Genomic DNA, 16,615 nt, shown 5'->3' on the forward strand with positions numbered 1-16,615 from the left:
CTCACTGTATCACTTAATACGTCTTCTGTCCAAACTATGTTTCAAAAAATGTGCTTATGTTTCGAAATGTTATGCCTCCACTGGACGTTTGACAAAATAATAAACAGATAATGGCCACCAAACAATAGCGAATGCCGGATACACAGCCCACAATTGGTCCGGCGTGAGCATATAATTGATGATCGAAAAGTATGTAATGGTGAGTACTGCACCAACAACTGCGAATCGAAAAGGTTTTTTCGCCAAATAGACACTCAACGGCCACCAAATAGTAACAAAAATCGGATGAATCGCCCAAAGAAGATCCGGCGTCGTGATCATGTTCAGCACTGCAAAAAAAATGATTGTCCATCCTGCCCCCAGCACGCCGAGCATTCGCGGACGACTCGCAAGACTTATGCTAAGCGGCCACCAGACAAGGGCAAAAATTGGAAAAATGCACCAAGGGAAACGTGGTTCAAAAAAGATATTGAGCATAACATAATACATAATTACCGAAACACTGACGTAATACGAAAATGAGCGTCTCAGAGCAGCCATACCTGCACAGACAATAGTGGGCCAAGCAACTGCGAGTGGCAAGAGATAGACAACCCAGAAATAGTGCGGTGTTTCTAACAAATTTTGTATGATGCAAAATGCGACAAACAAACTAGAGGTAACGATTGATCCTTTTTTCTTATCATTGGTAAGCACCCATACAAGCGGGCAAAGTAATAAGGCGACAGGATAAATAGCCCAAAAACTCGAAACACCTGTAAACAGATTGACCGTTAGAAGAAAGATGCCGGTCATGATGCTGCCCAATGCAATAAATTCGCGCAGTGATCGATTCATCCTTTCCCCTCCAATTTTTTTCGGTGTAAATGATAGAACATAGAAAGCGGCCACCACGCAACAGCGAATGCCGGATAAATAAACCAGATTGTATGTGGCGTATAATAATAATTGATAAATAGGACTAATGCAATAATTAGACCACTTTCCCACAAAGAATAGCCAAGATTTAGTCGCGCGAATTCTGGTTTGTGGTTATTTGGAAAATCTGGTAGATCCATTTCCTGCTTGATTTCGTCGATGTCGCCAAATTCGACAATGACTTTATTAATCGCATCTTCCTCCGATTTGCCTTCTTCTACTAAATCAGCCACCTTTTCTTCTAGATCACGGATAATCTCTTCCTTTACTTTCTCTGTCTGTTCACCTCTAGGAAGCTCTTCAAAAAGTTTATTAATATAAGCTGTTAGACGCTTCATTCACCAATCTCCTCCATAAATAGATCCATAATGTATTTAACTTCTCGCCACTCTTTGACCATCTCATGAAAGTACGCTTTTCCTAGTGGCGTAATTCGATAATATTTTCGTTTCCCGCCATGAGACCGTTCCCCATAATACGATTCGATTAACTGCTTTTTCTCCAATCGTTGAAAAACGGCGTAAAGTGTTGCCTCTTTAATTTCAAATTTTCCGTCACTCTTTTGACTGATTTTCTTTGAAAGTTCATACCCGTATGAATCTGCCTCCTTAAGAAGCCGAAGAATAATCGAGTCCAGATGCCCTCTTAAAATGTCGCTGCGAATAGTACCACCCCATATCAATAGATCATTACTCTATCTGTTATAGTAATACTACCATCGATTACTCTATGTGTCAAAGTAATTTTTTCACTTAGAAAAACCGGGCAAAAAGCGCCCGGTCCTTAATCTCCAGCCATGTGTGATGGTTTTATGTCTTTTCAGTGCTGAATCGTCGCTTCGGTTGCTCGCTTGCCGCGGGCGCACCGCGAGCCTCCTCAGACAGGCAGGAATCTGCAGGGTCTCTCGCTGGCACGCGATCAACAAAGACGCTCCCGCAGGCGCCCTCGTACCTCCGCTTTGATTCTCGGCCAAGACACTGGTCTATTGGTTTGAAAACGTGCAAAATAATAAACTTTCTTTACTTGCAAAAAAAGATTGGAAAGAATTTTTCCAATCCTTGATCTTATTTGGAGAGTAGAATTGCTTGTTTGATTTTCTTGATAAAAGAACCATTTGCATACGTGAGCACCGAACCGCGATAGAACCGCAAACTAAATAGGAAAAGTCCGACTATAGTTCCACCGAGAATCATCAGTGAAAGTAAAGCCTGCCATAAACTCATATCTGTTGCTCCGATTCGCATGGGCATAATCATCGAGGCGGTGAATGGAATATAGGAAAAAATTTTAATCAGCAAGGTATCCGGATTGCTCATACCGCTGATGGCAATAAAGAATCCGACCATAAGCATCATGGTAACAGGCATCACTGCCTGACCGACATCCTGTACTTTATTAACGAGTGATCCAAGCACAGCACCCATCAACGTGTAAAGCACACAGGCAAAGAAGAAAAAGAAAATAGCGTATGCCGTATAGCCTGCAGTGAGCGATGAAAAGAGATCGTTCAGCAGATTCCAGTATTTCCCTGATTGAAAGCTGCGAGCCATGATCAGCGCCGCAGCAATCAAAACAGCAAATTGGGTCATCGCCAATGCGAGAACACCGCTGACCCGAGACAGCAGATGCACCACTGGTGACGTGCTGGAAATAATGATTTCCATAATCCGCGAATCCTTTTCTGCGGCTACTTCAGACGAAATGATGGAGAGATAAGAAAGGACGAATAAATAGATAATGAAAGCGACAGCGTACGATACAATTGTCGCGGTTGTCTTCTCCTCACTCGTCTTCCCTTTCTCTGCTGCCTGGGATATGACTTTTTGACTCAATTGTACGTTCTGATTCATGATGCGCTGCGCCTGATCAGCGGTGAGCTTGAGTTGCTGGATGGTAAACAGCTGGCTTGCGGATTGTACTTGCTGTTCAAGCATCTGCTGATTGTTAAGCTCAAGCGGTTTCTTCGTTTGCAGCTCTGCATTCAATTGATCACCGTTTTTTAAAGACAGCAGGAGCAAAGCATCTGTTTTCCCCTTCAGCACTTGATTCTCTTCTTCCTTAAGGGAAAGATTAGATGTTTTAAAGCTGATTCTTTTATTGCTGTTAAAATACGATGCAGCGGTTTCTTTTGTTTGATCAACAATGACAATGCTAAGCGGTTTATCCGCAGTTGCGAACCACCCGCTTATTGTCGGCCAGAGAAAAAAACACGCGACACCGATCAGCATGATGAGTGTTGTAATATAAAAGGATTTTGCTTTCAATTTACTCGTATAAGATTGTGAAAATAAGAGCATAAATTTAGACATTCTCGCCCGCCACCTTCCGTTTAAAGAGTTCTTCAAGCGACAAATAGTCCAAGCTGAAGCGTTCGATAAATCCGTCTTGCGTCAACGTTTTAAAAATCGGACGTGCATCATCTTCATGTGACAAAATCAGCCGATACGTGTCCTTTTCTTCCGATGCAGAGATCACACCAGGAAGTCCGGTCAAATTGGATGTCATAAATGGACCGCGAACGGTAAGATTGACTTTTCCATACTGCTTTTTCAAATCAATAATCGCTCCTGAAAACAGTGATTTTCCTCGCTTTAAAAGACAGATATGATCACACAGCTCCTCAACATGATCCATCCGATGACTGGAAAAAATGATTACTGTCCCCTGCTTTTTCAATGCGATAATCGCATTCTTAAGCAAACCAGCATTGACCGGATCAAGTCCGCTGAACGGTTCGTCCAAGATCAGCAGGCGGGGCTTGTGGATCAAGCTGGCAATCAATTGCACTTTCTGTTGATTCCCCTTTGAAAGTGTCTCTGTAAGTACTTTTCGTTTATCCGTCAATTCAAATCGCTCAAGCCATTCATTGATCTCTAATTTCAACGTTCGTTTTGATTTGCCGCGCAGCTGCCCAAAAAACAATAATTGATCTCCCACAGTCATTTTAGGATACAAGCCTCTTTCTTCTGGCAGATAGCCGATCCAATCCCGATTAAGCGTATGAACCGATTCACCTTCCCATTTAATTGCACCGGAAGTTGGAGCAATTAAATTGAGGATCATCCGAAAGGTTGTTGTCTTCCCGGCACCATTTTGACCGATCAGTCCAAAGATTTCACCTTGTTTAGCCATAAAATTCAGATTGTCGACCGCAACAAATTCTTGAAAACGTTTGCTTAAATGTTCGATGGTTAATGTCATTGTTTCCCTCGCTTTACGATTAAAAGTTCGTTTTCCCCTCTTATCCCCAATTAATAGTGTAACAAGAGCCTCTATCCCGATGCAAATCACTCACCATATTACTCAAACAAGCTATAATAAAAGAGAACGTACATATTTATGGAGGATTTTTATTATGAAAAAATTATATGTGGCCGCACTTATTTACATGATTGCAGGGCTTGTCTCCGGTATCTATTATCGTGAGTTAACCAAAGCGATGAATTTTCATGGCGAGTCCATGCTGTCAATTCTGCATACGCATTTACTAATTCTCGGCATGTTCTTTTTCCTTATCTTGATCGTTATGGAGAAAGTCTTCGTCCTTACCGCGAGCAAGCGATTTGCGTTATTTTTTTGGACCTACAATGTCGGCGTTGTTTGGACGATCACGATTATGGTCATTCATGGAACACGAGACGTGCTCGGCATCTCATCCGGACCCGCAATCGCCGGAATGGCGGGAATGGGGCATATTGTCCTAACCATCGGTTTCGTACTTTTTTTCATCATTCTCAAAGACGTACTCTTTGAAAAAGCAAAATAAAAAAGAGAGGAGTTTCCCTCTCTTTTTTATTTTGCTTTTATATGGCATTTTTTAAATTATTTATCGTATACCGGCGTGCATGATTCTGCGTATTTTGGATTCTTTCCTACAGTCAACCCAAAGAACAATTCCTTAATCTGTTTGCACACTTCGCCTTCGTGACCGGTTCCAATTGTTCGGTGGTCAACTTCGACGATAGGGGTAACTTCCATCGCGGTTCCGCTGAAGAACACTTCGTCTGCGACATAAAGTTCAGATCTCGAGATACTGCGTTCCTGAACTTCAAGTCCCAATTCTTCTTTCGCAAGCTTCATGACAAGATCGCGTGTGATGCCTTCAAGAATATTGTCTGCCGGTGGCGGTGTAACCAATTTGCCCTTACGGAATATGAAGATATTCTCTCCTGAACCTTCACAGACATGATCGCCGTCAGTTAAAAAGATCGCTTCATCAAATCCGGCACGCTTTGTTTCAAGGGCAGCCAGTGCAGAGTTAAGATAGGCTGCCGTTGCTTTTGTACGTGGCGGAAGTTGGTTGTTCGAGATTCTTTTCCATGACGTGACACCAACACTCAGTTCCGACTTTCCTGCATATTTGTTTAACGGTTGTGTGTAGATAACAACCTTAGCATCTTTGACATCCAGTGTCGGTCCGATATCCAGGGCATCGTTATAAACGATTGGACGAAGATATGTAGTTGTCCTACAGTTGTTTGCTTTAAGAAGTGCGATTGTTCCTTCGATCAGTTCATCTACTGAAAAATCAAAATCCAAGTTAACTGTCTTAGCTGATTCCTTCAGCCGTTCATAGTGTTCCTTGAGTTTGAAACCATACAGCTGTTGTTTTTCATCATCCCAATAAGCGCGAATGCCTTCGAATACGCCAAGGCCATAATTAAAGGCCTTGCTTCGGACGCTGATTTTCACATCGTCCTCTTTCACGATTTTCCCTTGATAATATACATAAGACTCTGACAATGTAAACTCCTCCTTGCGTTTCTGATAGTAACAGAACATTCAGTCGGTTTTGTCTTGGACTCTCTTATATCGTCCGAAAAGACCTCCAAAATCTTCTGCCTTTTTTTGTGTACGTATATAATAACATAAATAAACAGTGATATTTTCGAAAAAAGAAATATTTTAAGAAAAACTTGCCAACTCGCAAGTTTTTTGAACGATTTTCATTTTTTCACAGCAGTTAGCGGTTTACTACTACTAAACCTTACTAAGTGTTTGATACAATTCATTCATTTGATTTTAGAATCTGAAACGCTTGTGCGTTGAGCTGCTTCGTAGCAGAGAAAACATTTTGCAGACAACCACGAATGAGATTACCGCGCGTCTCATCAATAAATTGGTTTATATCCAAATCAACCGAATCCATAGTTGGATTCATGAGAAATACAGTATAGTTTTCTGTCGAACGCAGACGCAAGCAGCCAAACAGAGCGCCTATGGAAAATGGATAGAAATCTCCTGTCTGCATATTCTCATCCGTTCTACGCGCCTGGATCGCTTCATGGAATATCGTCACTATTTTTCGATTTTCCCTGCCCCAGGGATAAAAACGACGATTATCCGGATCTTTACCTCCCGTGAGACCGGCCTCATCACCGTAATACACACATGGAACTCCAGGTAAAACCATCAGCAGCCAAATGGCCAGCTGCAGCTTCTTTTCATCGTTGTCAAGCACTGTCAAAATACGCTCTGTGTCATGTGTACCTATGTTGTTCATATTGGCAAATAAAGTGTCGCTCGGATAATTGGATTTCAACGTCAAGCCCGCACGAGCAGCTTGTCGCGCGTTTATTTTTCCATTAATCAACTCGATGATTAGTGTGCGAAACGGATAGTTCATCACGCCATGAAGCATACCGCCCTCAAGATAATGCCTCCTTTTGCCATATGCAATTTTATTTGACGCATCTTCCCAGACCTCGCCAATAAGTACCTTGTGATCATCTTTTTCTTCATGCCGATTGAGCGATTTTCGAATTCCGGCGATAAAATCATCACTTAATTCATCGGCAACATCCAACCGCCAACCGCCGATTCCAGACGCCGACCAGGTATCCACGACACTGTCTTCAGCGTCGTAAATAAATTTTCGGTAGCTTTCCTTCTCTTTATTAACAGTTGGCAGATCCGAGATATTCCACCAACAGTCATAATGATCTTGATCGCCATGAAAGGTGAACCAATCTCGGTATGGAGACGATTGATCCTTGTATGCACCGGTATTTCCATACGTTCCAAAACGGTTGAAGTAGATGCTGTCAGCCCCGACATGATTAAACACTCCGTCGAGAATGACGTGAATGCCGTATCGACGTGCCTTGTTGATTAGCTTGTCAAACGTCTTCCGATCACCAAACATCGGATCGATACGCCTATAGTTTGCTGTATCGTATTTGTGATTGCTGCTCGCTTCAAAGATCGGACTCAGATAAAGTATCGTGACACCAAGCAGCTTTAAATCATGCAATTTGTTTATTATCCCGCTCAGATTACCCCCATAGAAATCCCAACGAACGATGTCTCCGTTTTTATCGCGAATATAATAGGGAAGATCCTCTTCAGTTGCGTAGATAAATGTGTTTTTCTTTGGATTCAGCACGCGATGATTGCGTTCACCATTGGAAAATCGATCGATGAAAATATGATAGATTACTCCGTTGACATACCAGTCGGGTGCAGGATCCAATTTGTTGAAACACGTAATTTGATACTGTTCAATCTGAGAAAGGTCTGAAACTAATCGTCCTTCTCCGCCATAATTATCTTCCGACTTTCCATAATAAATTATTTTTTCATGCAAATCTTCCTGATAAATAATTCTAAAGTGATAAAAATAGAGACGTGCAGGACTTTCAGTTGTTAGTTTCACATAGTACATATCCTCTTTTTCTGAGGATGGCGCCATTTGACGCACCTGCACCTGTTCTCCGTCCCTTTGAACCATTAAATCCACTTCGATGACATCAATGTTGCCAACCTTAATTGAAAAATAAATGCTGCTGCCCGTCTTTACCGCTCCAAACGGACGTCTGAACACCTCAGACCATGAATTAAAAGATACCTTTGGAACTCCCATGAAGCAACTCCCTCTTTCTCAAACCAAAAAGCCTCATTTCAGATGAGCGTTTGACGACACATCCCAAATCTGGTTCGCATATTGCTGCACTGTATAGTCGGATGAAAAAATTCCCGCACCAGCGATATTGATCAATGCCATACGTTGCCATTTCAACATGTCACGATAGAGAGAATCAATTCGTTCCTGAGCAGCGACATACGCGTCAAAATCACGAAGCACAAAATACTCATCGCCGTATTGGACCAATGAATCAAATATTGAGTGCCCTTCAGCCACAATTCCGGGAATGGTTCCATCAATCAATGCATCCAGTACCCTGTGCAGAACCGGATTATTCTCATAGTAGCTGCGTGAATGATAGGAACCATCATGATAATATTGGTAGACTTCCTCTTCTCGCAAACCAAAAATCACAATATTTTCAGAACCGACGCGCTCCTTAATTTCGACATTTGCGCCGTCGAGCGTGGCAAGAGTGATTGCGCCATTGAGCATTAGTTTCATATTACTTGTTCCTGACGCTTCTTTCGAAGCAAGTGAAATTTGTTCACTGACATCTGCCGCAGGTATGATTTTCTCTGCCAATGACACCCCATAGTTCTCGACAAAGACAATCTTTAACTTATTCTCGATAGACGAGTCATTGTTAATCAGATCAGCTACTGTATTGATGAGCTTTATAATTTGTTTGGCATAAGTATAGCTTGGCGCAGCCTTGGCACCGAAGATAAACACCCGTGGCTGAATGTCCGCTGCAGGATTATCTTTTAGTTTGAAATACAGACTGAGAATGTGCAATAAGTTCATCAGTTGTCTTTTATACGCGTGAAGTCGTTTGATCTGAACATCAAAAATGGCATCAGGATTTATAGCCAATCCCATTGTCTCTTGAACATAGTCGGCGAAACGTTCTTTATTCAAATGCTTGATATGCGCGAGTTCAAGCAATGTATCATTATCATCACGAAACGCTTTTAACATTTTTAATTCAGTTGGCATTGTTTCCCATTCATTCCCAATTTTGCGATTGATAAGATCGCGGAGCGGTTCATTGGCAAGCATCAACCAACGGCGTTGCGTTATCCCATTAGTTTTGTTATTGAACTTCGACGGATAAACAAGGAAAAAATCGTGCAACACTTTCTCCTTAAGAATGGTCGTATGAAGCTGGGCAACGCCATTAATACTGTGACTGCCGATGATTGCCAAATGCGCCATTTTCACATGCCCACCTTCAATAATCTGCGTTCGATCAATGATGGCAGGTTCAAACAAGGTGCCCATTTTCATGGTGTACCGACGATCGATTTCGCAGATAACCTGATATATACGCGGAAGTAACGAGCTAATCATATCGATTGGCCATTTTTCAAGCGCCTCAGACATAATGGTATGATTCGTGTAACTCATCACATTGACGGTAACATTCCAAGCATGTTCCCAGTCCATATGCTCTTCATCTAGTAAAATGCGCATTAACTCCGGAACACAGAGTGCTGGATGGGTGTCGTTAATATGAATCGCCACTTTTTCGGCTAGATGATTCATATGCAGATGCATCTTTTTAAAATGACGTATAATACTCTGAATCCCTGCGGAAACAAAAAAATACTCCTGTTTTAAACGCAACAACCTGCCCTCATACGTAGAATCATCGGGATATAGAACTTCAGATATGCTCTCGATTTGATTTCTTTGATGAATATAGGCCCAGTAGTCGGAAATGTCATCCTGTGGAGGTAATTCAGCAGACCACAGGCGTAATGTGTTGACAACATTATTTTTGTAGCCAATTACCGCGCTGTCATAGGGTACGGCCAACACCTCCTGAGCCCCCTCATAATGAGGGGTTAAAAATCCTTTGTCTGTTTGCTGCAGCCAAACCTTTCCATAGAAACGCACCGTAACTGCGGCATGCATTTTTCGTGTTTCCCACACGTTTCCGTTCTGCAGCCAATTTTCAGGAAGTTCCACCTGATATCCGTTGACAAATTTTTGTTTAAATAAACCATATTTGAAGCGGATCCCGTTGCCATGTGCCGGTATTTCACTTGTTGCCATTGAGTCAATAAAGCAGGCTGCCAAACGACCTAGCCCACCGTTTCCGAGTCCTGGATCCGGTTCAATCTGCACAAGTTCTTCAAGATCAATTCCAAGATCTTGTAAAGCGCTCCGCACAGTATCCAAAATGCCTAAATTCAATAAATTACTTTTCAGCATTCGTCCAAGGAGAAATTCCATCGAAAAATAATAGACCTGTTTTTCCTTCTTCTCACTGTAGTGCTGATTTGTCCGGCTCCAGTTCTTTGACGAGTACGAACGGATCAAATTCCCTAATGTAAAAAATTGTTCCGTTAACTCTGATTCAGTAATATCCATTGAATAGACTTCTGTCAGCATTTTCTTAAAGTCATCCTTGAACTTACGCTTCGATAGATCCATAACATTATCATCCTTAGCACATCATTATTATTAAAAAAATGTAAATTGATAATCAAAAACAGCCGCGAACGCCTCTGATCTTGCAACTCTTTTATCATAATGTTCTTAGTTGCATTGAAAAGGCTGTTTATTCTGTCCGGCTGTTTCTGAAGTTACTATTCTTGATGACGGAAAGCCGCGGCTTTCTTCACGGGCTATGAACCTATCATTGCCAAAAAAGGCAAGATTTAAAAGCCGCATTCAAGCAAATTTTTATGAAAACAATGGATTGAAGTTCTCTCTGTCAGTTCCCTGATCTTTTGTATCTGTAACTATAGACGGGATACCTTCGGAAATTCGACTGATTACCGAATTTTTCTCAATAACAATCGGTTTATTTTTTGTTCCAATTAATTTCGTGTTCGGTTCGATACGTACTTGTTTATCCAGAATGACATAGTGAAGTTCCGCTCCGCTGCCGATAGAACTCCCTTGCATAATCACAGAGCTGTTCACAACTGCATTCTTTTCAATCGTTACATTGCGAAAGATAACGGAGTGTGCAACTTCTCCATGGATCATGCAACCATTAGCAACCAATGAATCTTGAACATCCGATGAGCGGGAATAGAAGGTTGGCGCTTCGTTTTTCACCTTGGTATTAATGCTCTGGTTTCCTTTCAGCAGCGCCATCAGATTTGAATCCTGAAGCATATCCATATTTGCTTGATAGTACGCTTGAACTGAAGTGACATTCTTTAAGTATCCGGTATATTCGAAACCATTAGATGGTAAATTGATGACCGCTTGATGAAGTACATCGTTTAAGTTACAATGTTCATTCTCTGCGACAACATTACGGATTAACTTCGTCAGTAATTCGGTTTTTAAGATATAAATATCCATATTGATAAAAAGCTTGCCTGTTCCTTCATGCATTCCGCATGATTTAAGTCCACGTACCCGGCCGTCCTCATCTATGGTCAGACATGATGCCCTATGATCGTTATTATCATGAGCCTCTACCGATCTATAAACTACGGTTATCTCTGCCCCTTGTTCAATATGATGACGCAAAATCGCTTTTACATCGATATTACATAGCATTTGTGTACCCATGATCACAGTGTATTCGGATTCGGATTTCTCAAAGAATTCGATATTGTTGAAGTAATTGATAATGTCTCCTTCTCGATTTACGCCAACCTTGTTTCCGTCTGAATTCGGTTGAGCGAAGAAAAATAATCCACCATGTATACTGTCCAAACCCCATTCTTTACCACTTCGAACATGATCATAAATTGAGCGCAAATTATCGTCTGTAAAGACGCCGATTGTTTCCACTCCGGCTGTGGTTAAATTAGTTAATGGGAAATCAATTAACCGATACCTGCTGCAAAAGGGAAGGCTGGCAATTGGCCGATGTCGCGTCAACGGATAAGCAACCAATTTTGATTCCGTCAAATTAAGTATCCCGCAAATTTTATTTCTCTTCATCATTCAACCCTCCCACAATTTCGTTATAACCAACAACTTCAATTGACTGATCACCGACAACTTGAGCATTATCAGCGAACACCGCGTGTTCTCCAACAATAGCGTGGCTAATCGTTACATTCTTCCCAATCACGGAATTTGCCATGATGATGGAATCCTTGACGACACTATTTGCTCCGATTTTCACATTTTGTGAGATTATAGAGTGATTAATTTCACCTGAAATATAGCAGCCGTCAACGACTAACGATTCCTTTACTTTCGCCCCTGCTGCCATGTAGTGTGGTGGTGCAACAGGATTTTTGGAATAAATCCGCCAGCTTTTGTCACGAATATTTAATTCATGATCAGGATTGATAAAAGCCATATTCGCTTCCCAAAGGCTTTCAATCGTGCCGACATCCTTCCAGTATCCAGTGAACGAATAGGCAAATACATTTTCTCCGTTGGCTAGAAAAGTCGGAATCACATTTTTCCCAAAGTCATCCATATTCTGACCGGTTGCGTGGCTTTCCATCAGATAGCGGCGAAGAATTTCCCAAGTAAAGATATAAATGCCCATTGATGCCAAATTACTTTTCGGCACTTCAGGTTTCTCCTCAAAATCAATGATTCGATCTGTATTGTCTGTATTCATAATGCCGAATCGGGAGGCTTCATCGAGTGGAACATGAATCACTGCAACTGTAGCCGACGCCTTTTTCCGTTTATGAAAATGCAGCATATGCTCATAATCCATTTTGTATATATGATCCCCGGAAAGGACTAATAAGTATGTCGGATTATGGCTGTCAATGTAACTGATATTTTGATAAATTGCATGGGCCGTTCCCTCAAACCATTTTTCTCCGTCGAGGCTTGAATGCGGCTGTAGAATAGTGACGCCACCATCCTTATGGTCAAGCCCCCAAGACGATCCATTTCCTATATGACTGTTTAATTCAAGGGGTTGATACTGAGTCACCACACCAATCGTCCGTATCCCCGAATTGGAACAATTGCTTAATGAAAAATCTATAATGCGATACTTCCCCCCAAAAGGAACGGCGGGTTTTGCGATCGTCCTTGTGAGTTTTCCAAGACGAGATCCTTGGCCGCCTGCCAAAATCATTGCAATCATTTCATTTTTCATAATAATGGAAAAAGAATGGCAATCCCACCTTCTTCCGCACACCTCCCTCGTGTCAGTCAAAAGTCTTTAATCTATCTTATGAATGATGAAGCGAAAACATCTTCAAAATATCTCGCTTCACATAAATAAGCTGACATTCTAAGCAATCTGATTAATGTAATCGCTTTCACTTGTTATTTAAACAATGACCACAGACTAAAAGCATTTTTTAAAAATTTTCAAATGTTAGTTCATGCTTCGTTTCGCCTGTAGCCAATGGAAAATATACTTCCCAATAACTATTATATAACAAAATTCAGGAAATACGGAACATTTCATTGAAAAAGTTCTGAATTTATTATAATAATCTTTCATATTAGTTACTCGACTAGTGTTTCATACAAATCAATGTATTCCTTTGCTGATTGTGCCCATCCATAGTCTAATTCCATCGCACGACTTGCTATTTCTGTAAATTTAGAACGATCGTGATTGTATAGTCGAACCGCACGCTCAATCGTATAGAGCATGTCATGCGCATTGTAATTGGTAAAACTGAATCCATTTCCCTCATCGGTGAACTCATTGTATGACTGTACTGTATCCTTAAGTCCGCCTGTTTCTCTGACTATGGGTAAGCTTCCATAGCGCATGGCAAGCAATTGTCCAATACCACAAGGTTCGAAATTCGACGGCATTAAAAACAGATCCGAACCTGCATAGATTTTTCGTGCCAACCCATCGTCAAAGAATATATTCGCAGAAACTGATCCGGAGTACTGACCGGCTAACCAACGAAACGCGTCTTCGTCACTTCGTTCTCCGGTTCCGAGCAGTACAAATTGAACGCCAAGATGCATCATTTCATGGAAAACCCGAAGCACCAAATCAATCCCTTTTTGACCGGTTAATCGCGTAATCATTGCAATCATAGGGATATCCGCATCAACGGGAAGACGGAGATGTTCTTGAAGCGCGATTTTATTTTTCTTTTTCCCAATCGGGTCACTGTAGTTAGCGAATACTTGTGAATCGGTTTGCGGATTGTATAGCTCATTATCAATACCATTTACGATTCCGTGCAGCTTGCCACTATTCCAACGTAGAAATCCATCGAGTTTTTCGCCATAATAGGGCATTTGAATCTCGCGTGCATAGGTACGGCTGACCGTCGTCAACTGATCCGAATAAGCGAGACCTGCTTTCATGTAACTCACATTGTCATAGAATTCAAGACCGTTTTCGTGAAAATAGGAATAATCGAGTTCGAGCAAGTCACCAAGCACTGATTTAGAAAACACACCCTGATATCTCAAATTGTGAATCGTAAATACAGTTCGAATGTCCTTATAAAAAGCCTGTTTTCTAAAGTGTGCATCAAGAAGCACAGCGATTAATCCCGTTTGCCAGTCATGGCAGTGTATTAAATCCGGATGGTCATCCAGATGCGGGAGAGCTGCTAGAACCGCCTTAGAAAAAAAAGCGAAGCGTTCTCCATCGTCATTATAGCCATATGACCCTGCACGCTTGAAGTAATATTCGTTATCCAAGAAATAATAGTTGATCCCAGATTGTTCAAGTTTATAAATTCCGCAATATTGATTTCTCCAACCAACAGAAACGAAGATATATTTCATGTACGTCAAACGTGTTTGAAAATCCGGATTCAGATCCTGGTATTTCGGAAGGACAACGCTTACGTTCACGCCTTCTTTCTGCAAAGCCTTAGGCAATGCACCAACTACATCACCCAATCCACCTGTTTTTATAAATGGAACACATTCAGATGCGGCAAAAAGCACATTCATCTCTCTCTCTCCTTTTTCAGTGGCTCAGGGGAACGGTTTCGTTATACCTGATCATAAGCCTTCATTGTTTTTCTTTTTTTTGTTTCTTTCATTAAAATACTAATCCCCAACGGCGGAATCGTCGTTTCCACGCAATATGGATGATTGTGAAAAGGCTCGTCAATAGATTCAACCGACTTACGATTGCATTGCCCCGTTCCTCCAAATGTCTCTGCGTCACTATTGAACATTTCCAAATATGGCCCGCTTGCCGGAACCCCAAGTTTGAAATTATGATAGACATTTGGCGTGAAGTTGCACACGATCACACAGTAGTCGCCTTTTCGTTTCCCTTTTCTTATGAAACTGATGATACTTTGATTTGAATTATCTGCATCAATCCATTCAAATCCTTCCTCCTCATGGTCGAGCCGCCATAAACAAGATGTCTCTTGATAAAAATGATTAAAGGCGACTGCGTAATCATGAAATGCGTGATGCATTGGAAAATCAAGCAGTTTCCAGTCAAGTTGTTCCAAATCTTTCCATTCATCAAACTGAGCGAATTCACTACCCATAAATAAAAGTTTCTTGCCTGGGTGCGTCATAAAAAAGCCATACAATACGCGCAGATTCGCAAATCGCTGCCACTCATCCCCCGGCATTTTGTTCAATAACGAGCGCTTGCCATAAACGAGTTCATCATGCGAGAAAGACAAAATGAAATTCTCCGAGTACGCGTAAAGCATTGAAAAAGTAATAAAGTTGTGATGGTAGCGCCGTTCAGATGGTTCCAGCGACATATAACGCAAAATATCATGTACCCAGCCCATGTTCCATTTATAATTAAAGCCCAATCCACCGGCATCAGTCGGTTTCGAAACCATCGGAAAATCGGTGGCTTCCTCAGCGATCATCAATGCTGATGGAAATTCAATGAACACTGCCTCATTTAATTTCTTGATAAAGTCAATAGCTTCAAGATTTTCATAGCCGCCATATTTATTCTTCAAATCAAAAGGAAGATCATTGTTATGATTCAAATAGATCATCGATGAGACGGCATCAATTCGAAACCCTTCAACATGGTAGACGTCCATCCAGTAACGGGCGTTAGAAATGAGAAAACTAACAACTTCATTTTTGCTGAAGTCAAAGTTGTATGTGCCCCATTGCGGACGGTCCGCCAATTTCGGATCACACGGTTCATAAAGCGGCGTGCCGTCAAATTTGCCAAGTCCATGCGTGTCACGGCAGAAATGAGCTGGCGTCCAGTCCAATATGACACCGATTCCACGTTTATGGCACGTGTCGACGAAATACATAAAATCCTGCGGACTGCCGAAACGGCTTGTCGGCGCGAAATAACCCGTGATCTGATAGCCCCAGGAGCGGTCATATGGATGCTCCATAATCGGCATGAGTTCAATGTGAGTAAACCCGTTTTCAAAAACATAATCAACAAGCTCATCAGCAAGTTCACGATAAGTCAGAAGTTTCCCGTCTTCCTTTTTTTTCCACGAACCTAAATGGCATTCGTAAATTACCATCGGCCGATGGTATTCATCCTTCTTATCTCTCTGTCTCATCCATTTACTGTCATGCCATTTATACCCATCAATCCGGCAAGTCAAGGACGCTGTGTTCGGCCTTGTTTCGGCATAAAAAGCGTACGGATCTGATTTCAAGACGATTGAACCAGAAGCCGTCTCAATCGCGAATTTATACCGTTCTTCAACACCGATTCCTTCAATAAAACTTGTCCAAACACCAGATTGTTTCACTGGTTTCATCTTATGTTTGCCCGCATCCCAGTCGTTAAAATCACCAACGACAGAGACAGCGCGCGCGTTCGGTGCCCATACAGTGAATCGAAATCCGTCTTCGTTATCGACATGTTCATAATGCGCGCCAAACACCTTGTACCCTTCAAAGAGAGTACCTTCGTGAAATAAATACAGATCAACATCATTTGGGGACAGTTGCCGCTCATTTTCAACAGTTAACATTGATCCA

General features: G+C 41.7%; 13 protein-coding genes. 1 reads left to right on the top strand and 12 read right to left on the bottom strand.

The features are described from left to right. Positions 1-69 precede the first annotated feature (69 nt). The 5 genes from ABWW58_RS13435 to ABWW58_RS13455 all read right to left on the bottom strand — a co-directional run bounded on the left by ABWW58_RS13435 (position 70) and on the right by ABWW58_RS13455 (position 4,119). Entirely contained in the window at positions 70-837 is a 768-nt protein-coding gene (locus tag ABWW58_RS13435) for a hypothetical protein (RefSeq protein ID WP_353869602.1), read from the bottom strand. Further along, entirely contained in the window at positions 834-1,256 is a 423-nt protein-coding gene (locus ABWW58_RS13440) for a permease prefix domain 1-containing protein (protein ID WP_353869603.1), read from the bottom strand. Before ABWW58_RS13440 ends, ABWW58_RS13435 begins: the two co-directional genes overlap by 4 nt. After that, on the bottom strand, positions 1,253-1,600 hold the full coding sequence (locus ABWW58_RS13445; protein WP_245733969.1) for a PadR family transcriptional regulator: 348 nt from the start codon (positions 1,598-1,600) through the stop codon (positions 1,253-1,255). Before ABWW58_RS13445 ends, ABWW58_RS13440 begins: the two co-directional genes overlap by 4 nt. A 382-nt stretch (positions 1,601-1,982) precedes the next feature. Further along, entirely contained in the window at positions 1,983-3,227 is a 1,245-nt protein-coding gene (locus ABWW58_RS13450; RefSeq protein WP_353869604.1) for an ABC transporter permease, read from the bottom strand. Continuing rightward, positions 3,220-4,119: an ABC transporter ATP-binding protein gene (locus ABWW58_RS13455; RefSeq protein WP_353869605.1), complete on the bottom strand. Its 900-nt coding sequence runs from the start codon at positions 4,117-4,119 to the stop codon at positions 3,220-3,222. The genes ABWW58_RS13450 and ABWW58_RS13455 overlap by 8 nt, the downstream gene beginning before the upstream one ends. Before the next feature lie 154 nt (positions 4,120-4,273). Here ABWW58_RS13455 and ABWW58_RS13460 point away from each other — a divergent pair, with 154 nt between their 5' ends. Next, a complete protein-coding gene (locus ABWW58_RS13460; RefSeq protein WP_353869606.1) occupies positions 4,274-4,684 on the top strand; it encodes a DUF2871 domain-containing protein in 411 nt (136 codons plus the stop codon). A 56-nt stretch (positions 4,685-4,740) separates the two neighbouring features. On the opposite strand, the gene ABWW58_RS13465 is transcribed toward ABWW58_RS13460, so the two are convergent. From ABWW58_RS13465 to glgB, 7 genes are all read right to left on the bottom strand, one after another. Next, a complete protein-coding gene (locus ABWW58_RS13465; protein WP_353869607.1) occupies positions 4,741-5,661 on the bottom strand; it encodes a branched-chain amino acid transaminase in 921 nt (306 codons plus the stop codon). 265 nt (positions 5,662-5,926) lie between these two features. Next, positions 5,927-7,780 carry a glycoside hydrolase family 13 protein gene (locus ABWW58_RS13470; RefSeq protein ID WP_353869608.1) on the bottom strand — a complete coding sequence of 618 codons (1,854 nt, stop codon included), beginning with the start codon at positions 7,778-7,780 and terminating at the stop codon, positions 5,927-5,929. A gap of 33 nt (positions 7,781-7,813) precedes the next feature. Then, complete coding sequence (locus ABWW58_RS13475) at positions 7,814-10,225, bottom strand: glycogen/starch/alpha-glucan phosphorylase (protein ID WP_353869609.1); 2,412 nt, start codon at positions 10,223-10,225, stop codon at positions 7,814-7,816. A 252-nt stretch (positions 10,226-10,477) separates the two neighbouring features. Beyond that, positions 10,478-11,701: a glucose-1-phosphate adenylyltransferase subunit GlgD gene (gene glgD, locus ABWW58_RS13480; protein ID WP_353869610.1), complete on the bottom strand. Its 1,224-nt coding sequence runs from the start codon at positions 11,699-11,701 to the stop codon at positions 10,478-10,480. Continuing rightward, complete coding sequence (locus tag ABWW58_RS13485; protein ID WP_445783443.1) at positions 11,688-12,833, bottom strand: glucose-1-phosphate adenylyltransferase; 1,146 nt, start codon at positions 12,831-12,833, stop codon at positions 11,688-11,690. The genes glgD and ABWW58_RS13485 overlap by 14 nt, the downstream gene beginning before the upstream one ends. A gap of 359 nt (positions 12,834-13,192) precedes the next feature. Next, a complete protein-coding gene (glgA, locus tag ABWW58_RS13490; RefSeq protein ID WP_353869612.1) occupies positions 13,193-14,620 on the bottom strand; it encodes a glycogen synthase GlgA in 1,428 nt (475 codons plus the stop codon). A gap of 41 nt (positions 14,621-14,661) precedes the next feature. Beyond that, complete coding sequence (glgB, locus tag ABWW58_RS13495) at positions 14,662-16,608, bottom strand: 1,4-alpha-glucan branching protein GlgB (RefSeq protein ID WP_353869613.1); 1,947 nt, start codon at positions 16,606-16,608, stop codon at positions 14,662-14,664. Positions 16,609-16,615 lie beyond the last annotated feature (7 nt).

The sequence above is a fragment of the Sporolactobacillus caesalpiniae genome (genome assembly GCF_040513385.1).
Classification (GTDB): Bacteria; Bacillota; Bacilli; order Bacillales; family Sporolactobacillaceae; genus Sporolactobacillus.

What these genes read in the sequence shown, in the direction of transcription:
- ABWW58_RS13435 (WP_353869602.1), bottom strand. Translation starts at nt 837, where the DNA reads ATGAATCGATCACTGCGCGAATTTATTGCATTGGGCAGCATCATGACC.
- ABWW58_RS13440 (WP_353869603.1), bottom strand. Translation starts at nt 1,256, where the DNA reads ATGAAGCGTCTAACAGCTTATATTAATAAACTTTTTGAAGAGCTTCCT.
- ABWW58_RS13450 (WP_353869604.1), bottom strand. Translation starts at nt 3,227, where the DNA reads ATGTCTAAATTTATGCTCTTATTTTCACAATCTTATACGAGTAAATTG.
- ABWW58_RS13455 (WP_353869605.1), bottom strand. Translation starts at nt 4,119, where the DNA reads ATGACATTAACCATCGAACATTTAAGCAAACGTTTTCAAGAATTTGTT.
- ABWW58_RS13460 (WP_353869606.1), top strand. Translation starts at nt 4,274, where the DNA reads ATGAAAAAATTATATGTGGCCGCACTTATTTACATGATTGCAGGGCTT.
- ABWW58_RS13470 (WP_353869608.1), bottom strand. Translation starts at nt 7,780, where the DNA reads ATGGGAGTTCCAAAGGTATCTTTTAATTCATGGTCTGAGGTGTTCAGA.
- ABWW58_RS13475 (WP_353869609.1), bottom strand. Translation starts at nt 10,225, where the DNA reads ATGGATCTATCGAAGCGTAAGTTCAAGGATGACTTTAAGAAAATGCTG.
- glgD (WP_353869610.1), bottom strand. Translation starts at nt 11,701, where the DNA reads ATGAAGAGAAATAAAATTTGCGGGATACTTAATTTGACGGAATCAAAA.
- ABWW58_RS13485 (WP_445783443.1), bottom strand. Translation starts at nt 12,833, where the DNA reads ATGAAAAATGAAATGATTGCAATGATTTTGGCAGGCGGCCAAGGATCT.
- glgA (WP_353869612.1), bottom strand. Translation starts at nt 14,620, where the DNA reads ATGAATGTGCTTTTTGCCGCATCTGAATGTGTTCCATTTATAAAAACA.
- glgB (WP_353869613.1), bottom strand. Translation starts at nt 16,608, where the DNA reads ATGTTAACTGTTGAAAATGAGCGGCAACTGTCCCCAAATGATGTTGAT.